We start from the raw sequence: 18,231 nt of genomic DNA on the forward strand, positions 1-18,231 counted from the left end.
ATTATTGCTCTTTTTATTCGTTTTACTTTTTCGCTTCAACGTCGCTAAATCGGCGCGCAAACGGAAATTTCACCGGCCTGATCAGACCGGACACCCTGGGGAACGCGCTCATGAAAGTTGGATTTATTGGTCTGGGTAATGTCGGCGGCAAGCTTTCGGGTTCGCTGCTGCGCAATGGTATGGACCTGACAGTCCATGATCTGAATGAAGAACTGGTTGATGCCTTCGTGGCCCGTGGTGCGAAAAAGGCGGAAGGACCGGCGCAACTGATGCGGGATTGTGATGCGGTCATCACCTGCCTGCCGTCGCCTGCTGCGTCGGACGCCGTCATGCAGCAGATGTTGCCTGAAGTGACCGACGGCAAAATCTGGATGGAGATGTCCACCACGGATGAGGCTGAAGTCAAACGCCTGGGGGCCATGGTGATGGAGCGGGGCGGGGCGGCAGTGGATTGCCCGGTCTCAGGCGGATGCCACCGCGCGGCGACAGGAAATATCTCGATCTTTGCGGGATGTGATCGCGCAACGTTCGAGCGTATCGCGCCGTTCCTCAAGACCATGGGCCGCCGTATTTTGCATACCGGTGAGTTGGGGTCGGCTTCGGTCCTGAAAGTTTTGACGAACTATCTGGCCACAGCCAATCTGGTGACCTGCTGCGAGGCTCTGGTCACGGCCAAAGCCGCAGGTATGGACCTGAATACCACCTATGAAGCGATCAAGATCAGTTCCGGCACATCGTTTGTTCATGAGACCGAGAGTCAGGTCATCCTGAACGGATCACGCGACATCTCGTTCACCATGGATCTGGTCAAAAAGGACGTGAGCCTGTTCCAGCAGGTTGCCGACCGCCACAACGTCCCGTTGGAAATCTCGCCCATGCTGGTTCAGATTTTCGAGGACGGGATCGAACGTTTTGGCGAACGTGAGTTGTCGCCCAACATAATCAGGCGCCTGGAAGAGGTCACAGGCCTGGAGATCCTTGCACCCGGCTTCCCGCCCGAGATGGAAGACGATGAACCCGAAGAGCCCGGCTATGAGGTGATCCCGCAGGGCAAGGCGCTGAAAGCCGCTGAATGACCTTAAGGCGTCGGGCATTGAACCGGCTCAGGCATATCATAGCTGAGGCCGCCAGTGCCATTCTGTCCGGCAAACTGGTGCTGCTAAATCGCGAGTAGGGGATTGGACATGACGACAGCGGACACCAACCCAACGGCAAATGCCGCCCATCGCCCCGAGCCTGGTCCGATGAGCCGCGAGTGGCACTGGCACCCTGAATTGCCGGTGAACCACGCGCCATATTGGCATTGGCCGCCGAAACCTCGTGTTCTGGCTAAGTGGCTTTGGCATAATTACCTGCAGGTTTCCGATCGTTCGATCTATTTGGCACTGTCGTTTGTCGTGGCGTTCTGGATGCAACCCGTTGGCCCCGAACAAACGCAATTCGCGTTCGGGTGGATGTCATGGGTTTTCATCCGAAACTGGGCTCTGCTGATCATTGTCGCAGGTGGGCTGCATTTCTGGTTCTACGGAATTGACGGGCAGGGCAAGCTGCTGAAATACGACCCAAGACCCTACATGAAGCGCAAGAATGCGCTTTATAAGTTCGGCTATCAGACCTGGGACAATATGTACTATTCGCTGGTCTACGGTGCCACGATCCTGTCGGCGCTCGAGTGCTTTTTGCGCTGGATGTATGCCAATGGTTACGTCGCCACGCTTAGCTTTGACGCTCATCCGGTCTGGTTTATTCTACTGTTCCCGATACTCGCCATATGGCAGAGTTTTCATTTCTACATGGTGCATCTTTTTCTGCATCAACCGTTCATTTACAGACATGTTCACGCCGTTCATCACCGCAACGTAAACACCGGACCCTGGTCGGGCATGTCAATGCACCCGGTCGAGGCGTTCGGCTACCTCAGCGCGATCCTGATCGTTCTGGTATTGCCAAGTCATCCGGTTCACATGATCTTTCTGGGATATTGGCTGATGCTGGGCGCCGCGTCATCCCATTCGGGATACGAAGCAATCTGGGCCCACGACCGCAAGGCACTTCTGATCGGCGCCTTTTTTCATCAGTTGCATCATCGATACTACGAATGCAACTACGGCAACGCGGAAATGCCCTGGGACAAGTGGTTCGGCACATATCACGACGGCTCGGAAGAGGCGACCATACGCACGCGAAACCGGAAACGCGAAATGCATACGTCAGGGAAGTGACAAACGTCTGGTTTTCGCGATGTTTTTTTTGAAACTACAACTATGAATGGCGTTCGTCTGCGCAAATCGCATAATCATGATTATGTTAATATTTGGAATATGTATCGTTTAGGTACTCGCTTTGGCCAATGACAACGGCTTCGCATTACTTGTTTTCTGATATTTCTTATCTATATTGTCATATATGAGATATAAGGAAACTTGTGATGTCCAGGATTCTTCATCTTTATGATGTCGCAGAAGATACCGAACGCGATCTTTCCGCGCAGGAAGCGGTTCGGCTTGCTCAAAAGGACAAATCCCTGATCCTTATCAGCGGTGTTCGGGACATGTCGCCCAGGACATTTCATCTCATCGCATCCTCGGTTGCCAGACGAAAGCTGGAGCGCGCTCAGGAGCGTATTGACGCGATGATCGATGCCTATCTCGACACGGACGCGTTCGATCAGGTCGAGGCAAAGATTGACGAAGACAACGCCCGGCTGCGCGCTGAGTTCCTGAGCGATTTTGAGGTCCTTACAAGCGCTCAGATCCATGCCATGTCTGGCAGCACATCGAGAAACAAGTCAGCCACGGCGAACGACTGGAAAAAGGCCGGAAAGATCTTTTCGGTCAAACTGCAGGGCAAGGACCTGTATCCGGCGTTCCAATTTAATGCTGATGGGCGGCCCTATGCGACCTTGGTGGACGTGCTTGCGGCGCTTCCGCAGGATTTGACTCCCTGGCAAACGGCCTTTTGGCTTGTCGCGCCCCAAAACGCGCTGGATGGTGCCCGGCCCATTGATCTTGTTCAGGCCGGTGACGCGCGGGTTGCCGATGCCGCTGCACGCGCGTTTAAAACGCCGGCAGGCTGACGGCGCGTGATACTTCCGAATTCGGCCGGACAGCATTCCTATTTTTCGCTGGAAAGCGGGCGAGAGGTCTTTCGCCTGCACCGAGACGTTCTGGATGGTGATCAGTTCAATCCCGGCTACGGCACGTCCCGCTTCGCCCCCTTTCAGGATCTCGAGGGCAAAATAGTTCCCACTCTTTACTCCGCTACCACATTTGATGGCGCGGCTTATGAAACACTGTTCCGAGAACGTCCGGCCAAGTATCAGACATTCCCTCGTAACCGTCTTGATGACTATGCAGCAAGCCGGTTAACGACCAGGCGGGAACTTCGGTTGGTTCGTTTGTTTACGCCGGAACTCGCCGCCTGGGACATCGCGGAAGCTGACCTGCTTACCTACGATGAAAGCAACTATCCCACTTGCCGGGAGCTTGCCGCCTTGATCTGGAAAGACAATCCCGCCGCAGATGGCATGATCTGGTCATCCGTGCGTGACAGTTCCGCATTGGCGATGATGCTGTTCGAAGATCGGGTAACACCCGGCGCGCTGACTGTAACAGAAACACGATACGTTCAGCGCGACGCGGACTTGCTGGATCAGCTGAGAACAACGGCGCGCCGCGCGGGCATCACGATCAGCCGTTAAGCTTGTTTTGAAAAGGTGTCGAACGCCTTGAGCGCCTTGGCGCTGTAGGCATAAGACGGGCCGCCGCCCATATAGGTCGCCATGGCCAGCGCCTCGCACAGTTCTTCCCGGCTGGCACCGAGGCGCACCAAAGAACGGACGTGAAAGCCGATACAACTGTCACAGCGCGTCGCAATTGCGATACCGAGCGCCATGAACTCTTTGGTTTTTTCGCTGAGCGCGCCGTTAGACTTGGCGGCCTTCCCCATGATGCCAAAGCCTTTGACCGTTTCGGGCACTTCTTTCGAATATGTTGCGATGTCGGCCTCAATCCCGGCCATGAAGTCATTCCAGTCCATGTCGTCCTCCTTCAGCCGCGTTCGTCCGATCCCATGCGGCGTTCCAGCCAGCGCACTCCGGCGCTGATGATCAGAACCAGGATCAGATATTCAAGGATCAGCAGCGAATAGATCTCAAGCGGGCGGTATTCCGTCACCACCAGCTCGTTCGCGCGCCGCGTCAGTTCCTGCATGCCGATGACGCTGGCAAAGGCGCTCATCTTGACAATGTAGATGAACTGGTTCGCCAGCGGCGGCAAAATGCGCCGGATCGCCTGAGGCAGGATCACATAGCGCATGGTTTGAAGATAGTTCAGGCCGATGGTCTGGGCCGCCTCGGTCTGTCCCTTGGCAATCGACTGGATACCGGCCCGGTATATCTCGGCCGTAAATGCGCTGTCGGACAAGGCAAGCGTGATGATCGCGCCCCAAAACGGATCAATCGGTATGTTCAGGCCCATTTCACGAAAAACGATCGGCAGGCCGTAGAAGACCCAGAACAGCATGGGCAGCAGCGGGATCGAGCGGATCAGTTCGACATAGACCCGGTTCACCAAACGCCAGCCCCTGCTTTTGGCCAGCCCCGGCAATGCCACGATCAGCCCCAGAACAATCGAAATGACAGCGGCGATCACTGAAATCAAGATGGTGTCGCCCATGCCGGAAATTAGGAATTTGACATTGATCCAGCCCGCTTCGGTCATCGGATTGATGACATACCATCCCCATGTGGAAGAACTGGAACAAGCTGCAAGCGCCAGAAACGACAGGAGAAGAAGAAGGTTTCTTATCATCGCGTTTGGCCCCCTCAATGTTGCAGTATCTGGCTGAGAAATTTCTGGCAGCGCTCGGATCGGGGGGCGCCAAAGAACTCCTCGGGGTTGCCCTGCTCGACAATCTGCCCCGCATCCATGAACACCATGTTGTCTGCCACTTTGCGGGCAAAGCCCATCTCATGTGTCACCACGACCATGGTCATACCTTCTTGCGCAAGTTCCACCATCACATCGAGCACTTCGGAAATCATCTCGGGGTCCAGTGCCGACGTGGGTTCGTCAAACAACAGGACCCGGGGCTCCATGCATAACGACCGCGCGATGGCAACGCGCTGCTGCTGTCCGCCGGACAGTTGGCCGGGGCGTTTTTCGGCCTGATCCGGGATGTGAACCCGTTCCAGATAGTGCCTCGCCCGAGCCTCGGCGTCGGCACGCGACATTCCTCGTGACTTGATCGGGCCAAGGGTCAGGTTTTCCAGAACGCTCAGGTGCGGGAATAGATTGAACTGCTGAAACACCATTCCGACCTCGGACCGGATGGCCGTCACTGATTTGGGGTCATTGGTCAGTTCAATTCCATCAACACGGATGGTGCCTTTTTGGTGTTCTTCCAATCGGTTGATACAGCGCACCACGGTCGATTTGCCGGACCCCGAAGGGCCGCAGATCACAACCTTTTCGCCCGACTTGATGCTGAGATTGATGTCCTTCAAAACATGGAAATCGCCGTACCATTTATTGACATTCACAAGTTCGATTGCCGTTTCGCTCACTGGCCGGGCTCCCTTGGTATGAAGTTTTCCTGGGAAGAAATATTTTTCTTGAGGTTAACGTTGCACTTGACGTTAAATCAAGCATCAAAAATGCTAGTATACAACGGCAATCAACGAACAACCAACGGGAGCACTCAGATGAAAAACCTACTCAGGACGGCCGCTGCGGCAGCCATCGGACTGGCCCTTGCCGGGGCCGCACAGGCCCAGTCAGCGCTGAACGAAATCCTTGACGGCGGTGTCCTGAAGGTTGGCACAACCGGTGACTGGAACCCGATGACCCTGCGCGACCCTGCGACCAACAGCTACAAAGGGTATGACATCGACATCATGACCGAGCTGGCCAACGACCTGGGGGTCGAGGTCGAGTTTGTTCCGACCGACTGGAAAACGCTGGTCAACGGCGTGGTCTCGGGCAAATACCACATGACCGGTTCGGCTTCGATCTCGCCGCCGCGCATGAAGGTTGCGGGTTTCTCGGAAAGCTACATTTCGGTCGAACTCTATCCGTTCACGACCAAGGACAAGGCCGACCGTTTCAACGGCTACGACTCGATCAACCAGCCTGACGTCAAGGTTGCAACAACCCTTGGCACCACATTCGAAAAACGCGCGCGCGAATGGTTCCCGAACGCGGATATCAAGGTGGTCGAGGCCCCTGCCCGCGGATTTCAGGAGGTTCTGGCCGGACGTGCCGACGTCTTTATCACGTCAAACATCGAAGGCGCGACGCTGGAAGCCAAATTTCCGGTTGTCCCGGTTGCGGGCGCCGAGGCGCGTTCTCCTTCGCCCATCGCCATGCTGCTGCCACAGGACGATCAGGTGTGGATCAATTACGTGAACAACTGGATCAAAGTGAAAACGGCACAGGGGTTCTTTGAGGCCAACAAGGAAAAATGGGGGCTTTGATCCCCATATTTAGAACCGTCCGCTCCAGCCGGAGCGGACGGTTTAGCCAGGCACTGCTTTGGCCAGAAGCGAAACAAAACTGACCTTGTCCGTCTTAAGCTCAACCGCCCCATGGGTCGTACTGGAATCATAACTCAGACTGTCGCCGGGGCGCATGTGATACAAGCCTTCGCCGCACCGAAAGATCATTTCGCCCTCGGTTACATGCACGAACTCTGCCCCTTCATGCTGATACAGCGGACCCGGCGGCAAGGGGCCTTCAAGCGTGACAAGGAAGCTTTCGAAGCTCACGTGGCTGGCTTCGGCACGTCCGATCAGTTTGAACGCATGCCCAAAATCGCTACCCATACGCTGAACCGTCATGCCCTCGCCGGCGGCCACAAAGGATACATCCGTCACTTCGGCAGTTCCGGCGAAGAAATTGATCAGCGGAACGCCCGTGGCCTTCGCCAACGCCTCAAGCGAACTCAGCGAAGCGGAAACCTGTCCCCGCTCGATCTTGGAAATCATCGCTGGCGAGACATTGGCGCGCGCCGACAGTTCAGCGATCGTCAGGCCGGCCAGAACCCTATGGGCTTTGACCGCTGCGCCGATTACCTGATCCAGCCGGGGCTTTTCCCCTTCGATGGGTGCGGAACCTTCCATGCACGCAGCGTAACGCCCCGGTACAAAAAGGGAAAGCGCGCGTAACCGTAAGGACACATGATGCAACTGGAACACATGACCTGGTACGAAGTTGACGACCGCCTTGGCAGTGGCTGCGCGGTGATGCTTCCTATCGGTTCGACCGAACAACACGGGCCGATCGGGCGGATCGGGACCGACACGATCTGTGCCGGGGCCGTCGCACTGCGCGCCGCTGATCTGTGTGACGCGATCGTGGCACCCGCCCTGGCCTACACGCCCGCACCCTTCAACGCTGCCTTTCCCGGCACGGTTTCCGTTACCCCGGATGTGTTCACCCTTTACGCAAGGGAAATCATTGAAGGCCTTTTGGCGCAGGGCTTTTCTGGCGTCTTCATCGTTAACGGCCATGGTGCGAACATTGCACCGCTGCAGGCCATAAGCGCCGACCTGCCCCCGAACGCCTTGATCATCCGCAGCTGGTGGGAGCCTGAACCCGTCAACGCATTGCGGCGAACGCTATACGGAGAATGGGAAGGGATGCACGCCACCCCGTCCGAAGTTGCCATCACGCAATCCTTGTTGGGCGCCATATCCGACGAACGCGCCGATGAGCCGCCGCAAAAGCTGACCCCTCAATACCTGCGTGATCACAGCGGAGACCGTCACGGGCCGCCCGATGAACACCGCGCAGAATTCCCGGACGGGCGGGTCGGATCCCATTCCGCGCTGGCCACGCCTACAGACGGAGCCCGACTGTTGGAGATGGCGGCTCAAGCCATCTCACGGGAGTTTCTTGATTTTCAAAAGGCAAGGAAGCAAAGTTGACAACACTTGGTGCCAGATTTTTAGTTGCACTAAAATAAATTTTGATCTTACCCACATTCTTCTGTTCAATGGTCAGAACAAATGGAATGCAGGAGAGACCGGATGCAAGCTCCGACAACGCGGGCAAAAACCAAGGGGCAGCCGACCGAATTGGGTCAGGCGATCCGGCGACGCCGAAAGGCGATGGGGCTGACGCTGGATCAGGTTGCCAAGAAAGCCGATCTGACTACAGGCTTTCTGTCGCAGGTCGAGCGTGGGCTCAGCTCTCCCTCTTTAACCTCTCTCATGGCAATTGCCGCGGCTTTGCAAACAACCATTGAACAGCTGCTGAGCGTTCCACAGGTCTTTTCCGAGTTTGTCGCCAAGGATAGCAGACAGACCTATTCCCTTGGTTTGCGCGGGCGGTTTTACGAGAAACTCGGGCCGGGATTTCTGGGCGCTCTGTTCCACCCGCAGATCGTTCATCGTCCGCCGGGGCACATATCGGAACGTATGTGCCACAGCGGTGAAGCCTTTTGCTATCTGCAAGCCGGTCAACTGGAATACCATCTGGGTGATCGTGTTTTTATCATGTCACCCGGTGACGTGGTTCATCACGACACATCGACGCCTCACTATTCCGTTGTCCTGGGCGAAACCGAGGCCGTCGAACTGTGGGTTACAACCTCTCCGATCAAGGATTCCGCGCCACCAGACAGCGGTTAGGACTGCGAAAAACTCAGTCCCGGAATGCCGCGGTCTAAAAAAGTTTCATCTTTTGCTAAAAAAAACTTTAGTAAAACTAAGAATCGCTTAATGTCCCTCCGCAGGAGCAAGAAGATTTGCGGGAGGAGAAGAAGATGAAGCTGAAGACACTATTGGGCGCCACGGTCGCCGCGACGCTTGCGCTGCCCGTTCTGGCGCAGGAGCGCGGGGGCACATTGAACTTTGCCCGCTATGACGGATCGCGCCTGATCGATCCGATTTACGCGGACCGCAACCCCGATATCTGGATGGTTGGCAGCCTGTTCGACACGCTTTTGCGCAGCAGCCCCGATGGCAACTCGGTAGAACCCGGGCTTGCAGAAGACTATGCAGTGTCAGAGGATGGCAAGACCGTATCCCTGACCCTGCGAGAAGGTATCCAGTTCGCTGACGGCTCGCCCATGTCGGGCGCGGATGTAGTCTTTTCGCTGGATCGCGCCCGCAACCCTGACCTGAGCCCATGGGCCGGTCTGCTGGGATCGATTGACGCGGTGTCCGCGGATGGAAACGCGATCACCATCGCTTTGAAGGACCCCGATCCCACCCTGTTGTCGATGTTGGCCACATTCAACACGGCCATCGTTTCGAAAGCCGCATTTGACGCAGCCGCAGGTGAAACGGATCAGGACAAATCCGCTGCCATTTTCGCGGCCACAAGCGCAGGCGTCGGCTCCGGCCCGTTCTATTTGTGCGGCTTTGAACAAGGGGCCAGCATGGATTTCTGCGCCAACGAGCATTACTGGCGCATGGGCGCGGATGGCAAAGCCCTGCCCTATCTGGACGGCGTCCATTTCGAGATCGTTCCCGATGATGCAACCCGCATTCTACGCCTCCAGGCGGGAGAGGTTGATGCAGCCGAGTTCATCCCGTTCAGCCGCGTGGCCGAGCTTGAGGCCGATCCGAACATCAACATGCAGCTGTATCCGTCAACACGGATCATCTATTCGCCGATCAACACCCGTGAGACACGCGCCGACGGTTCCCCCAACCCGCTGGCAGACCCCCGCGTGCGGCAGGCGCTGAACTATGGCACCAACAAGGATGCTCTGATCGGTGTGGTTCTGCACGGTGCGGGCCAACCCATGAGCTCACCGCTGATGGCCAAAGCAACGCAATATGCGGCCGATCTGAGCCCGCTCTATAGCTATGATCTTGAAAAAGCCAAAGGGTTGATCGCAGATGCCGGGGTCGCGGACGGCACGCAGGTGACTCTGACCACGCTGGCCGGATCCGCCGATGACGCAACAATTTTCGCCGCGCTTCAGCAAATGTGGGGCGAGTTGGGAATTGATCTGGTGGTCGAACAGGTCGACGGCGCCACGCGCGGGGCCAAGAACCGCTCGGGTGAGTTTGACATTCACACCTATGGCTGGGTCAACGATGTGAACGATCCCAGCCAGGTTGTCGGCTGGCTGGGCTACACACCGACTGCCAAGGCTGTCGGCACCGGTTGGGAGAACGCAGAGTTCAACACCCTGTTCGAAGAGGCCGCCAAAGACATGGACCCGGACTCTCGAAAGGCCAAGTTCGACCGCATGCAGGCACTTTATGCCGAGGCAGCCCCCTTGCTGTTCATGTATGAAACACCTTTCGCTGTCGCGCTGGGGACGGCGGTCGAGGGCTATGTTCAGACCCCGCTTGGCAATAACATCTTCGATGAAGCCACAGTCAGCCGCTAAGAGCTGATCCCTTGCCTCGCCGCACCCTGCGGCGGGGCCCTTTGCGGAGCGTCGAATTGTCCAGCCTGTCCTACATCTTCAAACGGCTTTTGCTGATGATCCCGACCTTCTTTCTGGTCATGATCATCATATTCATGCTGGTGCGCCTGTTGCCCGGTGATCCGGCCATCGCCATGGCCGGGGACCGCGCATCTGACGCCGATATTGCTGCAATCCGGGAAAGACTGGGTCTGACGGAACCGATGCCAGTGCAATTCTGGCTGTTTCTGACCAATACTCTGCAGGGCGATCTGGGCCGTTCGATCCTGATGCGGACGGATGTCGTGGGCGTCATTGCCGATCGATTGCCGATCACGGTTTTCCTGACGATTTACTCGGTTGTGCTATCCCTGATCATCGCTGGTCCGCTGGCCTTTGTCGCGGCGCTCAATCGCGGCCGCTGGCCCGATGCGGTGATCCGCACTGTGTTCCAGATCGGCCTGTCGATGCCGGTGTTTTACATCGGACTGGTTCTGCTGACCTTTTTGGCGGCGCAGTTGCGCCTGTTCCCGGTGGGTGGCTATGGCGACACGTTTGGTGAGCGTCTCTATCACCTGTTTCTGCCTTCGGTGACCGTGGCGCTTTATACTTCGGCCATCATCATGCGGAACTTGCGCAGCGCGATTATCGAGGTTCTGGATGCCGAGTATGTCCAGTTCGCCCGCGCCAAGGGTCTGCCGCCGCGCCTGATCCTTGGCCGTCACGTGTTGCGCAACGCGCTGATCTCCACGGTCACCCTGCTGGGCCTGTCCATCGGCAATCTGATGAGCGGAACGCTGGTTACCGAGACTGTCTTTGCGGTGCCCGGAATGGGACGGCTGATGCTGGAAGCGATCTTTGCGCGCGACTACCCGCTGATACAGGGGCTGACCCTGACCTTCGCGCTTCTGGTTTCGCTGGTCTTTCTGATGACGGACCTGTTCCAAAGCCGCCTGGACCCAAGGATGCGCCTGCAATGAGTGACGTGCCTTTCACAGCCGACCGCCCATCCCTTGCCCGCGCCGCCTTGCGCAAGCCGGGTTTTGTGGCCGGTTTGCTGATCATCGGGTTATCGACCCTGCTGGCCATCTTTCCCGGAGCGTTTGCTCCTTACGATCCAAATGCAATTGACTATCTGGCGGTGCGTCAGCCGCCATCATGGGAGCACCCGTTCGGCACCGACCTGCTAGGCCGTGACAGCTTGTCCCGCGTGATCTGGGCTTATCAGGTCAATATGCAAATGGCGATCTTCGGCACAGTTTTTGCTCTGGTGACGGGTGTCATCATCGGAGCTCTGGTCGGATATTACCGGGGCATTGCCGATCTGATCTTCGGACGGATCGTCGATGCGGTCATCACATTTCCATTTCTGGTGCTGGTGATCGCGGTAGTCGCCGTTTTGGGGCCGGGCCTTATCAACATGTATATCGCCATATCAGTGGTCTACTGGGTCTACTATGCGCGTCTGATGCGGGCCGAGGTGATCGCACAGATGGGCAATGACTATGCGGCCGCCGGGGTCGTCATGGGCTATTCCGACCGGCGCATCATCTTCCGTCACCTGCTGCCCAATGCCATCACCCCGGTCATTGTCTACTGGATGACTGACATGGCGCTGGTGATCTTGCTGGGTTCGTCGCTGGGTTATCTTGGGTTGGGCGCACAGCCGCCGCAGGCGGAATGGGGCGTGCTGATCGCCGAGGGGCGCAATTTCATCTCGACCGCATGGTGGCTCAGCCTGATGCCCGGTTTAGCAATCGTTCTGACGGGCCTTGGCTTTTCGCTGCTGGGCGACGGGCTGGCCGACCTGCTAAGACCACGGGGATAAGAGATGACTGAACGAACTCCCATCCTCGAGGTTCAGGGGCTTAACACCACTTTCCACCGCAACGGCCGGGAACTGCCGGCCCTGCGCGACGTCAGCTTCAGCGTGGCTCGTGGCGAGGTTCTGGGGCTGGTCGGTGAAAGCGGTTCAGGCAAAAGCGTCACCCTGCGCTCGATCATCGGACTGGCGCGGCGCTATGGCGATGTCAGCGGACAAGTCCGCTGGCAGGGTCGTGATCTGGTGCCGCTGCCGGACCGCGCTCTGCGGCAGGTCCAGGGGCGCGAGATCGCGATGATCTTTCAGGAACCCATGACCTCGCTGAACCCTTTGCTGACAGTGGGATTGCAGCTGGAGGAGACACTGCGCGCACATACGGATCTGTCCGGAAAAGCCCGGCGCGACCGGGCGGTCGAGATGCTGGATCTGGTCGGTATCCCCTCGGCGGCGCAAAGGCTCAGGGATTACCCGCACCAGTTCTCCGGTGGTATGCGCCAACGGGTCATGATCGCAATCGCACTGGCCGCCAACCCCAGGTTGCTGCTGGCGGATGAGCCGACTACGGCGCTGGATGTGACCATTCAGGCGCAGATCCTCGATCTGATTCTGCGTCTGGCGGACGAGATGGAAATGGGCGTCGTCCTTGTCACTCATGATCTGGGCGTGGTCGCCCAAACCTGTGACAACGTGGCGGTTATGTATGCAGGCCGGATCGTCGAACAGGGGCCGGTTCGGGATGTGCTGCGCGAACCCCGCCATCCTTACACAGTTGGCCTGATGCGCTCGGTTCCGGAAAATCTTACACCTCGGACGCCGCTTTATTCCGTGCCGGGTGTTCCTCCATCTCTGGACGCGCTTCCGCAGGGATGCGCCTTTGCGCCACGCTGCGCTTCTTGCCTGCAGCCTTGCCAGCAGGACCGCCCGATCCTTTCGGTGATTTCCGATGGCAGGCAGATGGCCTGTTTCAACCCCGTGGCCAAAACCGAAGGAAACGCAGCATGAACAATGCCGTGATCGAAATACGCGACCTGCATCAGCGGTTTGCCCTGGGTCGCAGCCTTTCTGATCTTGCCACCGGCCGGCCGGGTCGCGTGGTGCGGGCGCTGAATGGCGTCAGCCTGAATCTTATCCGGGGTGAAACGCTTGGCGTCGTCGGCGAATCCGGTTGCGGGAAATCCACGCTGGCCCGCTGCATCGTTCGATTGCATAGCCCCAGTGACGGGACGATCCGTTTCGAGGGGCAGGATATCTTCGAAGATGCAGGCGGCGACCGCAGTTACAACCGGCGCGTTCAGATGATGTTCCAGGACCCCTATTCCTCGCTGAACCCACGCATGACAACGGGCCAGATTCTGTCCGAGGCGTTGGCGGTCCACGACATGCGCACCAAAGCGAACATCCCCGCCCGTGTCGCGGAACTGCTGGACCTTGTGCGTCTGCATCAGGACGCTCAGCACAAACTGCCGCACGAGTTTTCCGGTGGCCAGCGACAGCGCATCGCCATTGCCCGCGCACTGGCGGTCGAGCCCGAAGTGCTGATTGCGGATGAACTGGTTTCGGCGCTGGATGTGTCGGTGCAGGCGCAGGTGGTCAACCTGCTGCTGGACCTGCAGCAAAAACTGGGCCTGACCATCCTGTTTGTGGCTCACGACCTGCGACTGGTGCGGCATGTGTCAAATCGCGTTGCGGTGATCTATCTGGGCCGGATCGTCGAAATCGGCGATAGCGAGACATTGTTCTCCGCCCCTGCCCATCCCTACAGTCAGGCGCTTTTGTCTGCCGCGCCATCCCTGAACCCGGATGATCGGGGCAAGGCCATCCCGCTTGAAGGAGAGTTGCCCTCGCCCCTGAACATGCCATCGGGCTGCCCGTTCCATGTCCGCTGTCGCCACGCATCCGAGATTTGCAGGACCGATACTCCTGCCCTGATGCCGTTCGAAAATCGCGGCCGGGTCGCCTGCCACCACGTCAAAGAGATCAACGCCCATGCCTGACCGCGCTCGGATCGTTTCAGCCCTGCGCGACGAGATGCGCACCCGTGGTCTGAATGCATTTGTTCTGCCCCGCTACGATGCGCATCAGGCCGAATACGTCGCGCCGCATGACGAACGGCTGGCCTATGTGACCGGCTTCACCGGTACTGCCGGACTGGCCATCGTGACAGGTGACACTGTCGCCATGTTTGTTGATGGACGATATGTGGTTCAGGCTGCCAATCAATGCCCGGAACCTTTGTTCTCGCATCACCATCTGCACGACGAGCCACCCGAATCTTGGCTGGCAAGCGTCGCCGAACAGGGCTGGTCCGTCGGGTTTGACGCCATGCACCTGCCGCCCGTCTGGCATGACCGCTTCGCAGATGCGCTGAATGGATCGCGCGCCCGTTTTGTCGCCGTTGAGGACAACCCTGTTGACGCGATCTGGCCCAATCAGCCCGCGCCGCCCAACGGCATCATCTCTGCCTTTCCGACACAATTCACGGGTGTAGGCGCGGATGAAAAGATCTCTCAGCTTGTCGCAACCCTGCAAAGCGGCGAGGTCGATCTGCTGGTGGAAACACAGCCGGACAACATAGCATGGCTTCTCAATGTGCGCGGTTCGGATGTGGCTTATTGTCCGGTTCCACAGTCTTTTTTGTTGGCGCGTTCATCGGGTCAGGTTGACTGGTTCGTCGAAACCAAAAAATTCAGCCCAGAAATCTGCGATCATCTGCCCGACACCGTGACGCTGCATCCGCCAGCAGCATTTCTACCGACCCTTTCGGAGTTGTCGGGTCGTGGCGCGTGCGTGCAATACGATGGCGAATTTTCCCCGGCTGCGGTGCGTCTGGCCCTCGACCGGTCATCTGCGCAAGGTCGAGCGGCCAGCAGTCCGCTGACGCTTTTCAAGGCCCGGAAAAATCCGGTCGAAATAGAAGGCCTGCGTGCCTGTCACCTTCAAGATGCCATCGCTTGGACCGAGTTCTGTGGTTGGCTAAATGCTGAAATCCCGGCGCGAGCCACTCTCAACAGACAAGTGACCGAGCTTGAAGCAAAAGACAAAATTCAGTCCTGCCGCCGCGACCGTGCCGGGTATCTTGAGGAAAGCTTCAATACCATTTCGGCCGCGGGTGCGAATGCTGCCATGTGCCATTACGCGACCATTCCGGAGGATGCGGCAACAATTGACCCTGAAGGGACATATCTGCTGGATTCCGGCGGCCAGTATGAGACCGGCACAACCGACGCCACCCGCAGCTTTGCCTTCGGAAAGGTCAGGCCGGATGGGTATGACCGCGCCTATACCGCCGTGTTTAAAGCGTTCCACGCCCTAGCAACACTGCGGTTTCCACCCGGCACACAGGGCCACCACATCGACGCCATCTGCCGCCGCCCTTTGTGGGATCTAGGGTTGGACTATGATCACGGAACCGGACATGGCATCGGGCATCGCCTTTCCGTACACGAACACCCGCAGCGTATAGGCAAGCCCTACAACCCGGTGGATCTTGTGCGGGGTATGATCCTGTCCATCGAGCCGGGGTTTTATGAGATGGGCCGGTTTGGCATCCGTATCGAAAACCTGTTCGAGATCGTCGAAGAGGACGATGGCTTCATGGCGTTTTCCAACCTCACATGGATACCGATCCAGACTGATATGCTGCTTACTGACAAGTTGTCCCAAGCGGAACGAAGCTGGCTGAACGCATACAACGCCGAGGTCCTGCGCCGGATCGGTTCGCAGCTATCACCCGCCGGGCGTGCATGGGCGGAGAGAGCCTGCGCAGCCATTGCTTGACGGGTTGTTCAGTACCTCGCAACGGTTCCAAATATTCCGGAATGGAACTTGTGCACAGGGCCCCGGCTCAAAACGGGTCGAAGCCATGTAAGAAACTTGCATGATGGGAAGACAAAGTTCAGGCTTAATCAGCGAAGTGACAGGACAGTCCGGTCATTTGTCCATCGGGTCGCTTTCAGCATAATCCAGAAGAGAAGTGACATCTGAAATCCGCGCGTGGTTGCGATCAATGACGACTCCGGTTGCCTTGAGGCGAGAAAACGCGCGGCTCAGGCTTTCGGGCTTCATTCCAAGGCGTCCGGCGATCAGCATCTTGTCATAGGGCAGCACCACCTCGCAGGCGCCGCTATCGCGATCGCAAAGACCCAGCAGGAATTTTGCCACCCTCTGTGCCCCGGTTTGCGCCTTCAGTTGTTCCAACTGCGCCACCAGTGAATGCAGGTGCGTAAACGTTGCCGCCAGTATCGAGATACCGATTTCGGGGTCTTCCTTCATCAGCGAAATCAGCACAGGGATCGGGATATGCATCACCTGACAACGCGACACGGCCTCGGCAGAGACCGGATAGGGCATATTGCGCAACGCCACCGCCTCGCCAAAGCTTTCGCCCTTGGTGAACACGCTGACCACTGCCTCGGCACCGGACGGAGACATCCGGAACAGTTTGATCCACCCAGCCAGAACCACGTGAACGGCCTGAGCCGTCTCTTCCTGCAGAAAGATGGTTTCCCCACGGTCGTATTCGCGCCAGATGGCTTGGCTCAGTAACGTATCTACATGTTGCTCTGGCAAGCTCCTGAGCAGCAAAGACTGCCGGGCAACTGCCTTTTCGGCTTCATGGGCCACGAATATTCCCCTTTTTCAGGCCGGGTCTCCGACCGGTATTTTCCTTGCTTTATGGCTATGCCAAAGCCATCGCCCAGGCACCAGCCCTTTCCCGCCCACCAACTTGACTATTGTCATGTCACGCCCCGGCCGCAGCGATTAACCTCGCTCCAAAGCCAGCAATCCGGGGAGCACACACCATGGACTACGAGCGATTTTTCAGTCAAAGCCTCGACGCATTGCGGGATGAGGGAAACTACAGGGTTTTCATCGATTTGCAACGCCACCGCGGCGCTTTTCCAAATGCGCGGCAAACCGATGGCGATATCCAGCGCGATGTGCGGATCTGGTGCTCGAACGACTATCTGGGCATGGGTCAGCATCCGGATGTGATCAACGCGATGCAAAATGCGTTGAATCGCTGCGGCGCAGGTGCGGGTGGAACGCGCAACATTTCCGGCACAACCCACGATCATGTGTTGCTCGAGGCGGAACTGGCTGACCTGCACGGGAAAGAAGCCGCGCTGCTGTTTACGTCCGGTTACGTTTCGAACTGGGCCGCGCTTGGTACACTTGCGGCGAAAATTCCTGGTCTGATCGTGTTCTCCGACGCGCTGAATCATGCCTCGATGATCGAAGGCATTCGCCACTCACGGGCGCAAAAGGTGATCTGGAAACACAACGACCTTGCCGATCTCGAGGCCAAACTGGCCGCCGCTGATCCCGATGCCCCCAAGATGATCGCCTTTGAATCCGTTTACTCAATGGACGGGGATATCGCCCCGATCAAAGAGATCTGCGACTTGGCCGACAAATACGGGGCGATGACTTACCTGGATGAAGTTCACGCCGTTGGCCTCTATGGTCCACGTGGCGGCGGGATCGCTGAACGTGAAGGCCTGATGGACCGCCTGACCGTCATCGAAGGCACGCTTGGCAAAGCGTTCGGAGTGGTGGGCGGTTATATCGCGGCATCGGTCGCCTTGTGCGATTTTGTCCGCAGCTTTGCCAGCGGGTTCATCTTTACGACCGCCCTGCCGCCGGCGATTGCAGCCGGGTCAGCGGCATCAATTCGGCATCTGAAACAGTCGAACGCCGAGCGCGGTTTGCAGAAGGCTCGTGTGGAACAGGTCCGGGCCAGACTGGATGCCGAAGGCATCCCGCATCTTTCCAACCCCAGTCACATCATTCCGGTGATGGTGGGTGATCCGGTGAAATGCAAATTCATTTCGGACACGCTGCTGGAAGAATTCGGCATTTATATCCAGCCGATCAACTACCCGACCGTTCCCAAAGGTACTGAACGTCTTCGGATCACGCCGTCGCCCGTCCATACTGACGCAGATATCGATCATCTTGTCGGCGCACTGTCCGCGCTGTGGCAACGCTGTCAGATTGCCCGGCGGCCGATGGCCGCGCAGTGATACCGGCTTGAAAAT

The 18,231-nt window shown here is 57.8% G+C and carries 19 protein-coding genes; 14 read left to right on the plus strand and 5 right to left on the minus strand.

Features of this window, described 5'->3' with window-relative positions:
* Positions 1 to 110: 110 nt before the first annotated feature.
* The 4 genes from ACR0J2_RS15620 (at position 111) to ACR0J2_RS15635 (ending at position 3,700) form a co-directional block, all read left to right on the plus strand.
* Complete coding sequence (locus ACR0J2_RS15620; RefSeq protein ID WP_170613960.1) at positions 111 to 1,076, plus strand: NAD(P)-dependent oxidoreductase; 966 nt, start codon at positions 111 to 113, stop codon at positions 1,074 to 1,076.
* A gap of 108 nt (positions 1,077 to 1,184) precedes the next feature.
* Complete coding sequence (locus ACR0J2_RS15625) at positions 1,185 to 2,222, plus strand: sterol desaturase family protein (RefSeq protein WP_480813143.1); 1,038 nt, start codon at positions 1,185 to 1,187, stop codon at positions 2,220 to 2,222.
* Positions 2,223 to 2,428: 206 nt separating this feature from the next.
* Positions 2,429 to 3,076, plus strand: coding sequence for a hypothetical protein (locus tag ACR0J2_RS15630; RefSeq protein WP_170613962.1), 648 nt, complete (start codon positions 2,429 to 2,431; stop codon positions 3,074 to 3,076).
* A gap of 6 nt (positions 3,077 to 3,082) precedes the next feature.
* Positions 3,083 to 3,700 carry an RES family NAD+ phosphorylase gene (locus tag ACR0J2_RS15635; protein WP_480813144.1) on the plus strand — a complete coding sequence of 206 codons (618 nt, stop codon included), beginning with the start codon at positions 3,083 to 3,085 and terminating at the stop codon, positions 3,698 to 3,700.
* Here the strand turns inward: ACR0J2_RS15635 and ACR0J2_RS15640 are convergent.
* The 3 genes from ACR0J2_RS15640 to ACR0J2_RS15650 are packed head-to-tail and all read right to left on the minus strand — an operon-like array spanning position 3,697 to position 5,566.
* Positions 3,697 to 4,038: a carboxymuconolactone decarboxylase family protein gene (locus tag ACR0J2_RS15640; protein WP_170678646.1), complete on the minus strand. Its 342-nt coding sequence runs from the start codon at positions 4,036 to 4,038 to the stop codon at positions 3,697 to 3,699. The genes ACR0J2_RS15635 and ACR0J2_RS15640 overlap by 4 nt on opposite strands.
* An 11-nt stretch (positions 4,039 to 4,049) precedes the next feature.
* Complete coding sequence (locus ACR0J2_RS15645) at positions 4,050 to 4,811, minus strand: amino acid ABC transporter permease (RefSeq protein ID WP_480524446.1); 762 nt, start codon at positions 4,809 to 4,811, stop codon at positions 4,050 to 4,052.
* Positions 4,812 to 4,825: 14 nt separating this feature from the next.
* Positions 4,826 to 5,566: an amino acid ABC transporter ATP-binding protein gene (locus ACR0J2_RS15650; RefSeq protein WP_170613966.1), complete on the minus strand. Its 741-nt coding sequence runs from the start codon at positions 5,564 to 5,566 to the stop codon at positions 4,826 to 4,828.
* A 138-nt stretch (positions 5,567 to 5,704) separates the two neighbouring features.
* Here ACR0J2_RS15650 and ACR0J2_RS15655 point away from each other — a divergent pair, with 138 nt between their 5' ends.
* On the plus strand, positions 5,705 to 6,475 hold the full coding sequence (locus ACR0J2_RS15655) for a transporter substrate-binding domain-containing protein (protein WP_480813145.1): 771 nt from the start codon (positions 5,705 to 5,707) through the stop codon (positions 6,473 to 6,475).
* Between the two features lie 42 nt (positions 6,476 to 6,517).
* On the opposite strand, the gene ACR0J2_RS15660 is transcribed toward ACR0J2_RS15655, so the two are convergent.
* The gene (locus ACR0J2_RS15660; RefSeq protein WP_170807986.1) at positions 6,518 to 7,120 is read right to left on the minus strand and encodes an XRE family transcriptional regulator; all 603 of its coding nucleotides are present in this window, start codon (positions 7,118 to 7,120) and stop codon (positions 6,518 to 6,520) included.
* Positions 7,121 to 7,177: 57 nt separating this feature from the next.
* On the opposite strand from ACR0J2_RS15660, the gene ACR0J2_RS15665 reads away from it, so the two are divergent.
* The 8 genes from ACR0J2_RS15665 to ACR0J2_RS15700 all read left to right on the plus strand — a co-directional run bounded on the left by ACR0J2_RS15665 (position 7,178) and on the right by ACR0J2_RS15700 (position 15,967).
* On the plus strand, positions 7,178 to 7,927 hold the full coding sequence (locus ACR0J2_RS15665) for a creatininase family protein (RefSeq protein WP_480441047.1): 750 nt from the start codon (positions 7,178 to 7,180) through the stop codon (positions 7,925 to 7,927).
* 102 nt (positions 7,928 to 8,029) lie between these two features.
* Entirely contained in the window at positions 8,030 to 8,632 is a 603-nt protein-coding gene (locus ACR0J2_RS15670) for an XRE family transcriptional regulator (protein WP_170613969.1), read from the plus strand.
* Between the two features lie 134 nt (positions 8,633 to 8,766).
* Complete coding sequence (locus ACR0J2_RS15675; protein ID WP_480713642.1) at positions 8,767 to 10,350, plus strand: ABC transporter substrate-binding protein; 1,584 nt, start codon at positions 8,767 to 8,769, stop codon at positions 10,348 to 10,350.
* Between the two features lie 56 nt (positions 10,351 to 10,406).
* Positions 10,407 to 11,348 (plus strand): ABC transporter permease, encoded by a 942-nt coding sequence (locus ACR0J2_RS15680; protein ID WP_170807990.1) that lies wholly within the window; start codon positions 10,407 to 10,409, stop codon positions 11,346 to 11,348.
* Positions 11,345 to 12,196 carry an ABC transporter permease gene (locus ACR0J2_RS15685; RefSeq protein ID WP_170807991.1) on the plus strand — a complete coding sequence of 284 codons (852 nt, stop codon included), beginning with the start codon at positions 11,345 to 11,347 and terminating at the stop codon, positions 12,194 to 12,196. Before ACR0J2_RS15680 ends, ACR0J2_RS15685 begins: the two co-directional genes overlap by 4 nt.
* A 3-nt stretch (positions 12,197 to 12,199) precedes the next feature.
* On the plus strand, positions 12,200 to 13,192 hold the full coding sequence (locus tag ACR0J2_RS15690) for an ABC transporter ATP-binding protein (protein WP_480813146.1): 993 nt from the start codon (positions 12,200 to 12,202) through the stop codon (positions 13,190 to 13,192).
* Positions 13,189 to 14,184 (plus strand): ABC transporter ATP-binding protein, encoded by a 996-nt coding sequence (locus ACR0J2_RS15695; protein WP_480813147.1) that lies wholly within the window; start codon positions 13,189 to 13,191, stop codon positions 14,182 to 14,184. The genes ACR0J2_RS15690 and ACR0J2_RS15695 overlap by 4 nt, the downstream gene beginning before the upstream one ends.
* On the plus strand, positions 14,177 to 15,967 hold the full coding sequence (locus ACR0J2_RS15700) for an aminopeptidase P family protein (RefSeq protein ID WP_480813148.1): 1,791 nt from the start codon (positions 14,177 to 14,179) through the stop codon (positions 15,965 to 15,967). Before ACR0J2_RS15695 ends, ACR0J2_RS15700 begins: the two co-directional genes overlap by 8 nt.
* 153 nt (positions 15,968 to 16,120) lie before the next feature.
* Here the strand turns inward: ACR0J2_RS15700 and ACR0J2_RS15705 are convergent, their stop codons facing one another.
* A complete protein-coding gene (locus tag ACR0J2_RS15705) occupies positions 16,121 to 16,813 on the minus strand; it encodes a Crp/Fnr family transcriptional regulator (protein WP_480813149.1) in 693 nt (230 codons plus the stop codon).
* Between the two features lie 179 nt (positions 16,814 to 16,992).
* Between ACR0J2_RS15705 and hemA the strand changes: the two genes are divergently transcribed.
* Positions 16,993 to 18,216 carry a 5-aminolevulinate synthase gene (gene hemA / locus ACR0J2_RS15710; protein ID WP_170815880.1) on the plus strand — a complete coding sequence of 408 codons (1,224 nt, stop codon included), beginning with the start codon at positions 16,993 to 16,995 and terminating at the stop codon, positions 18,214 to 18,216.
* Positions 18,217 to 18,231 lie beyond the last annotated feature (15 nt).

The organism is Ruegeria sp. CG4 (assembly GCF_056537185.1).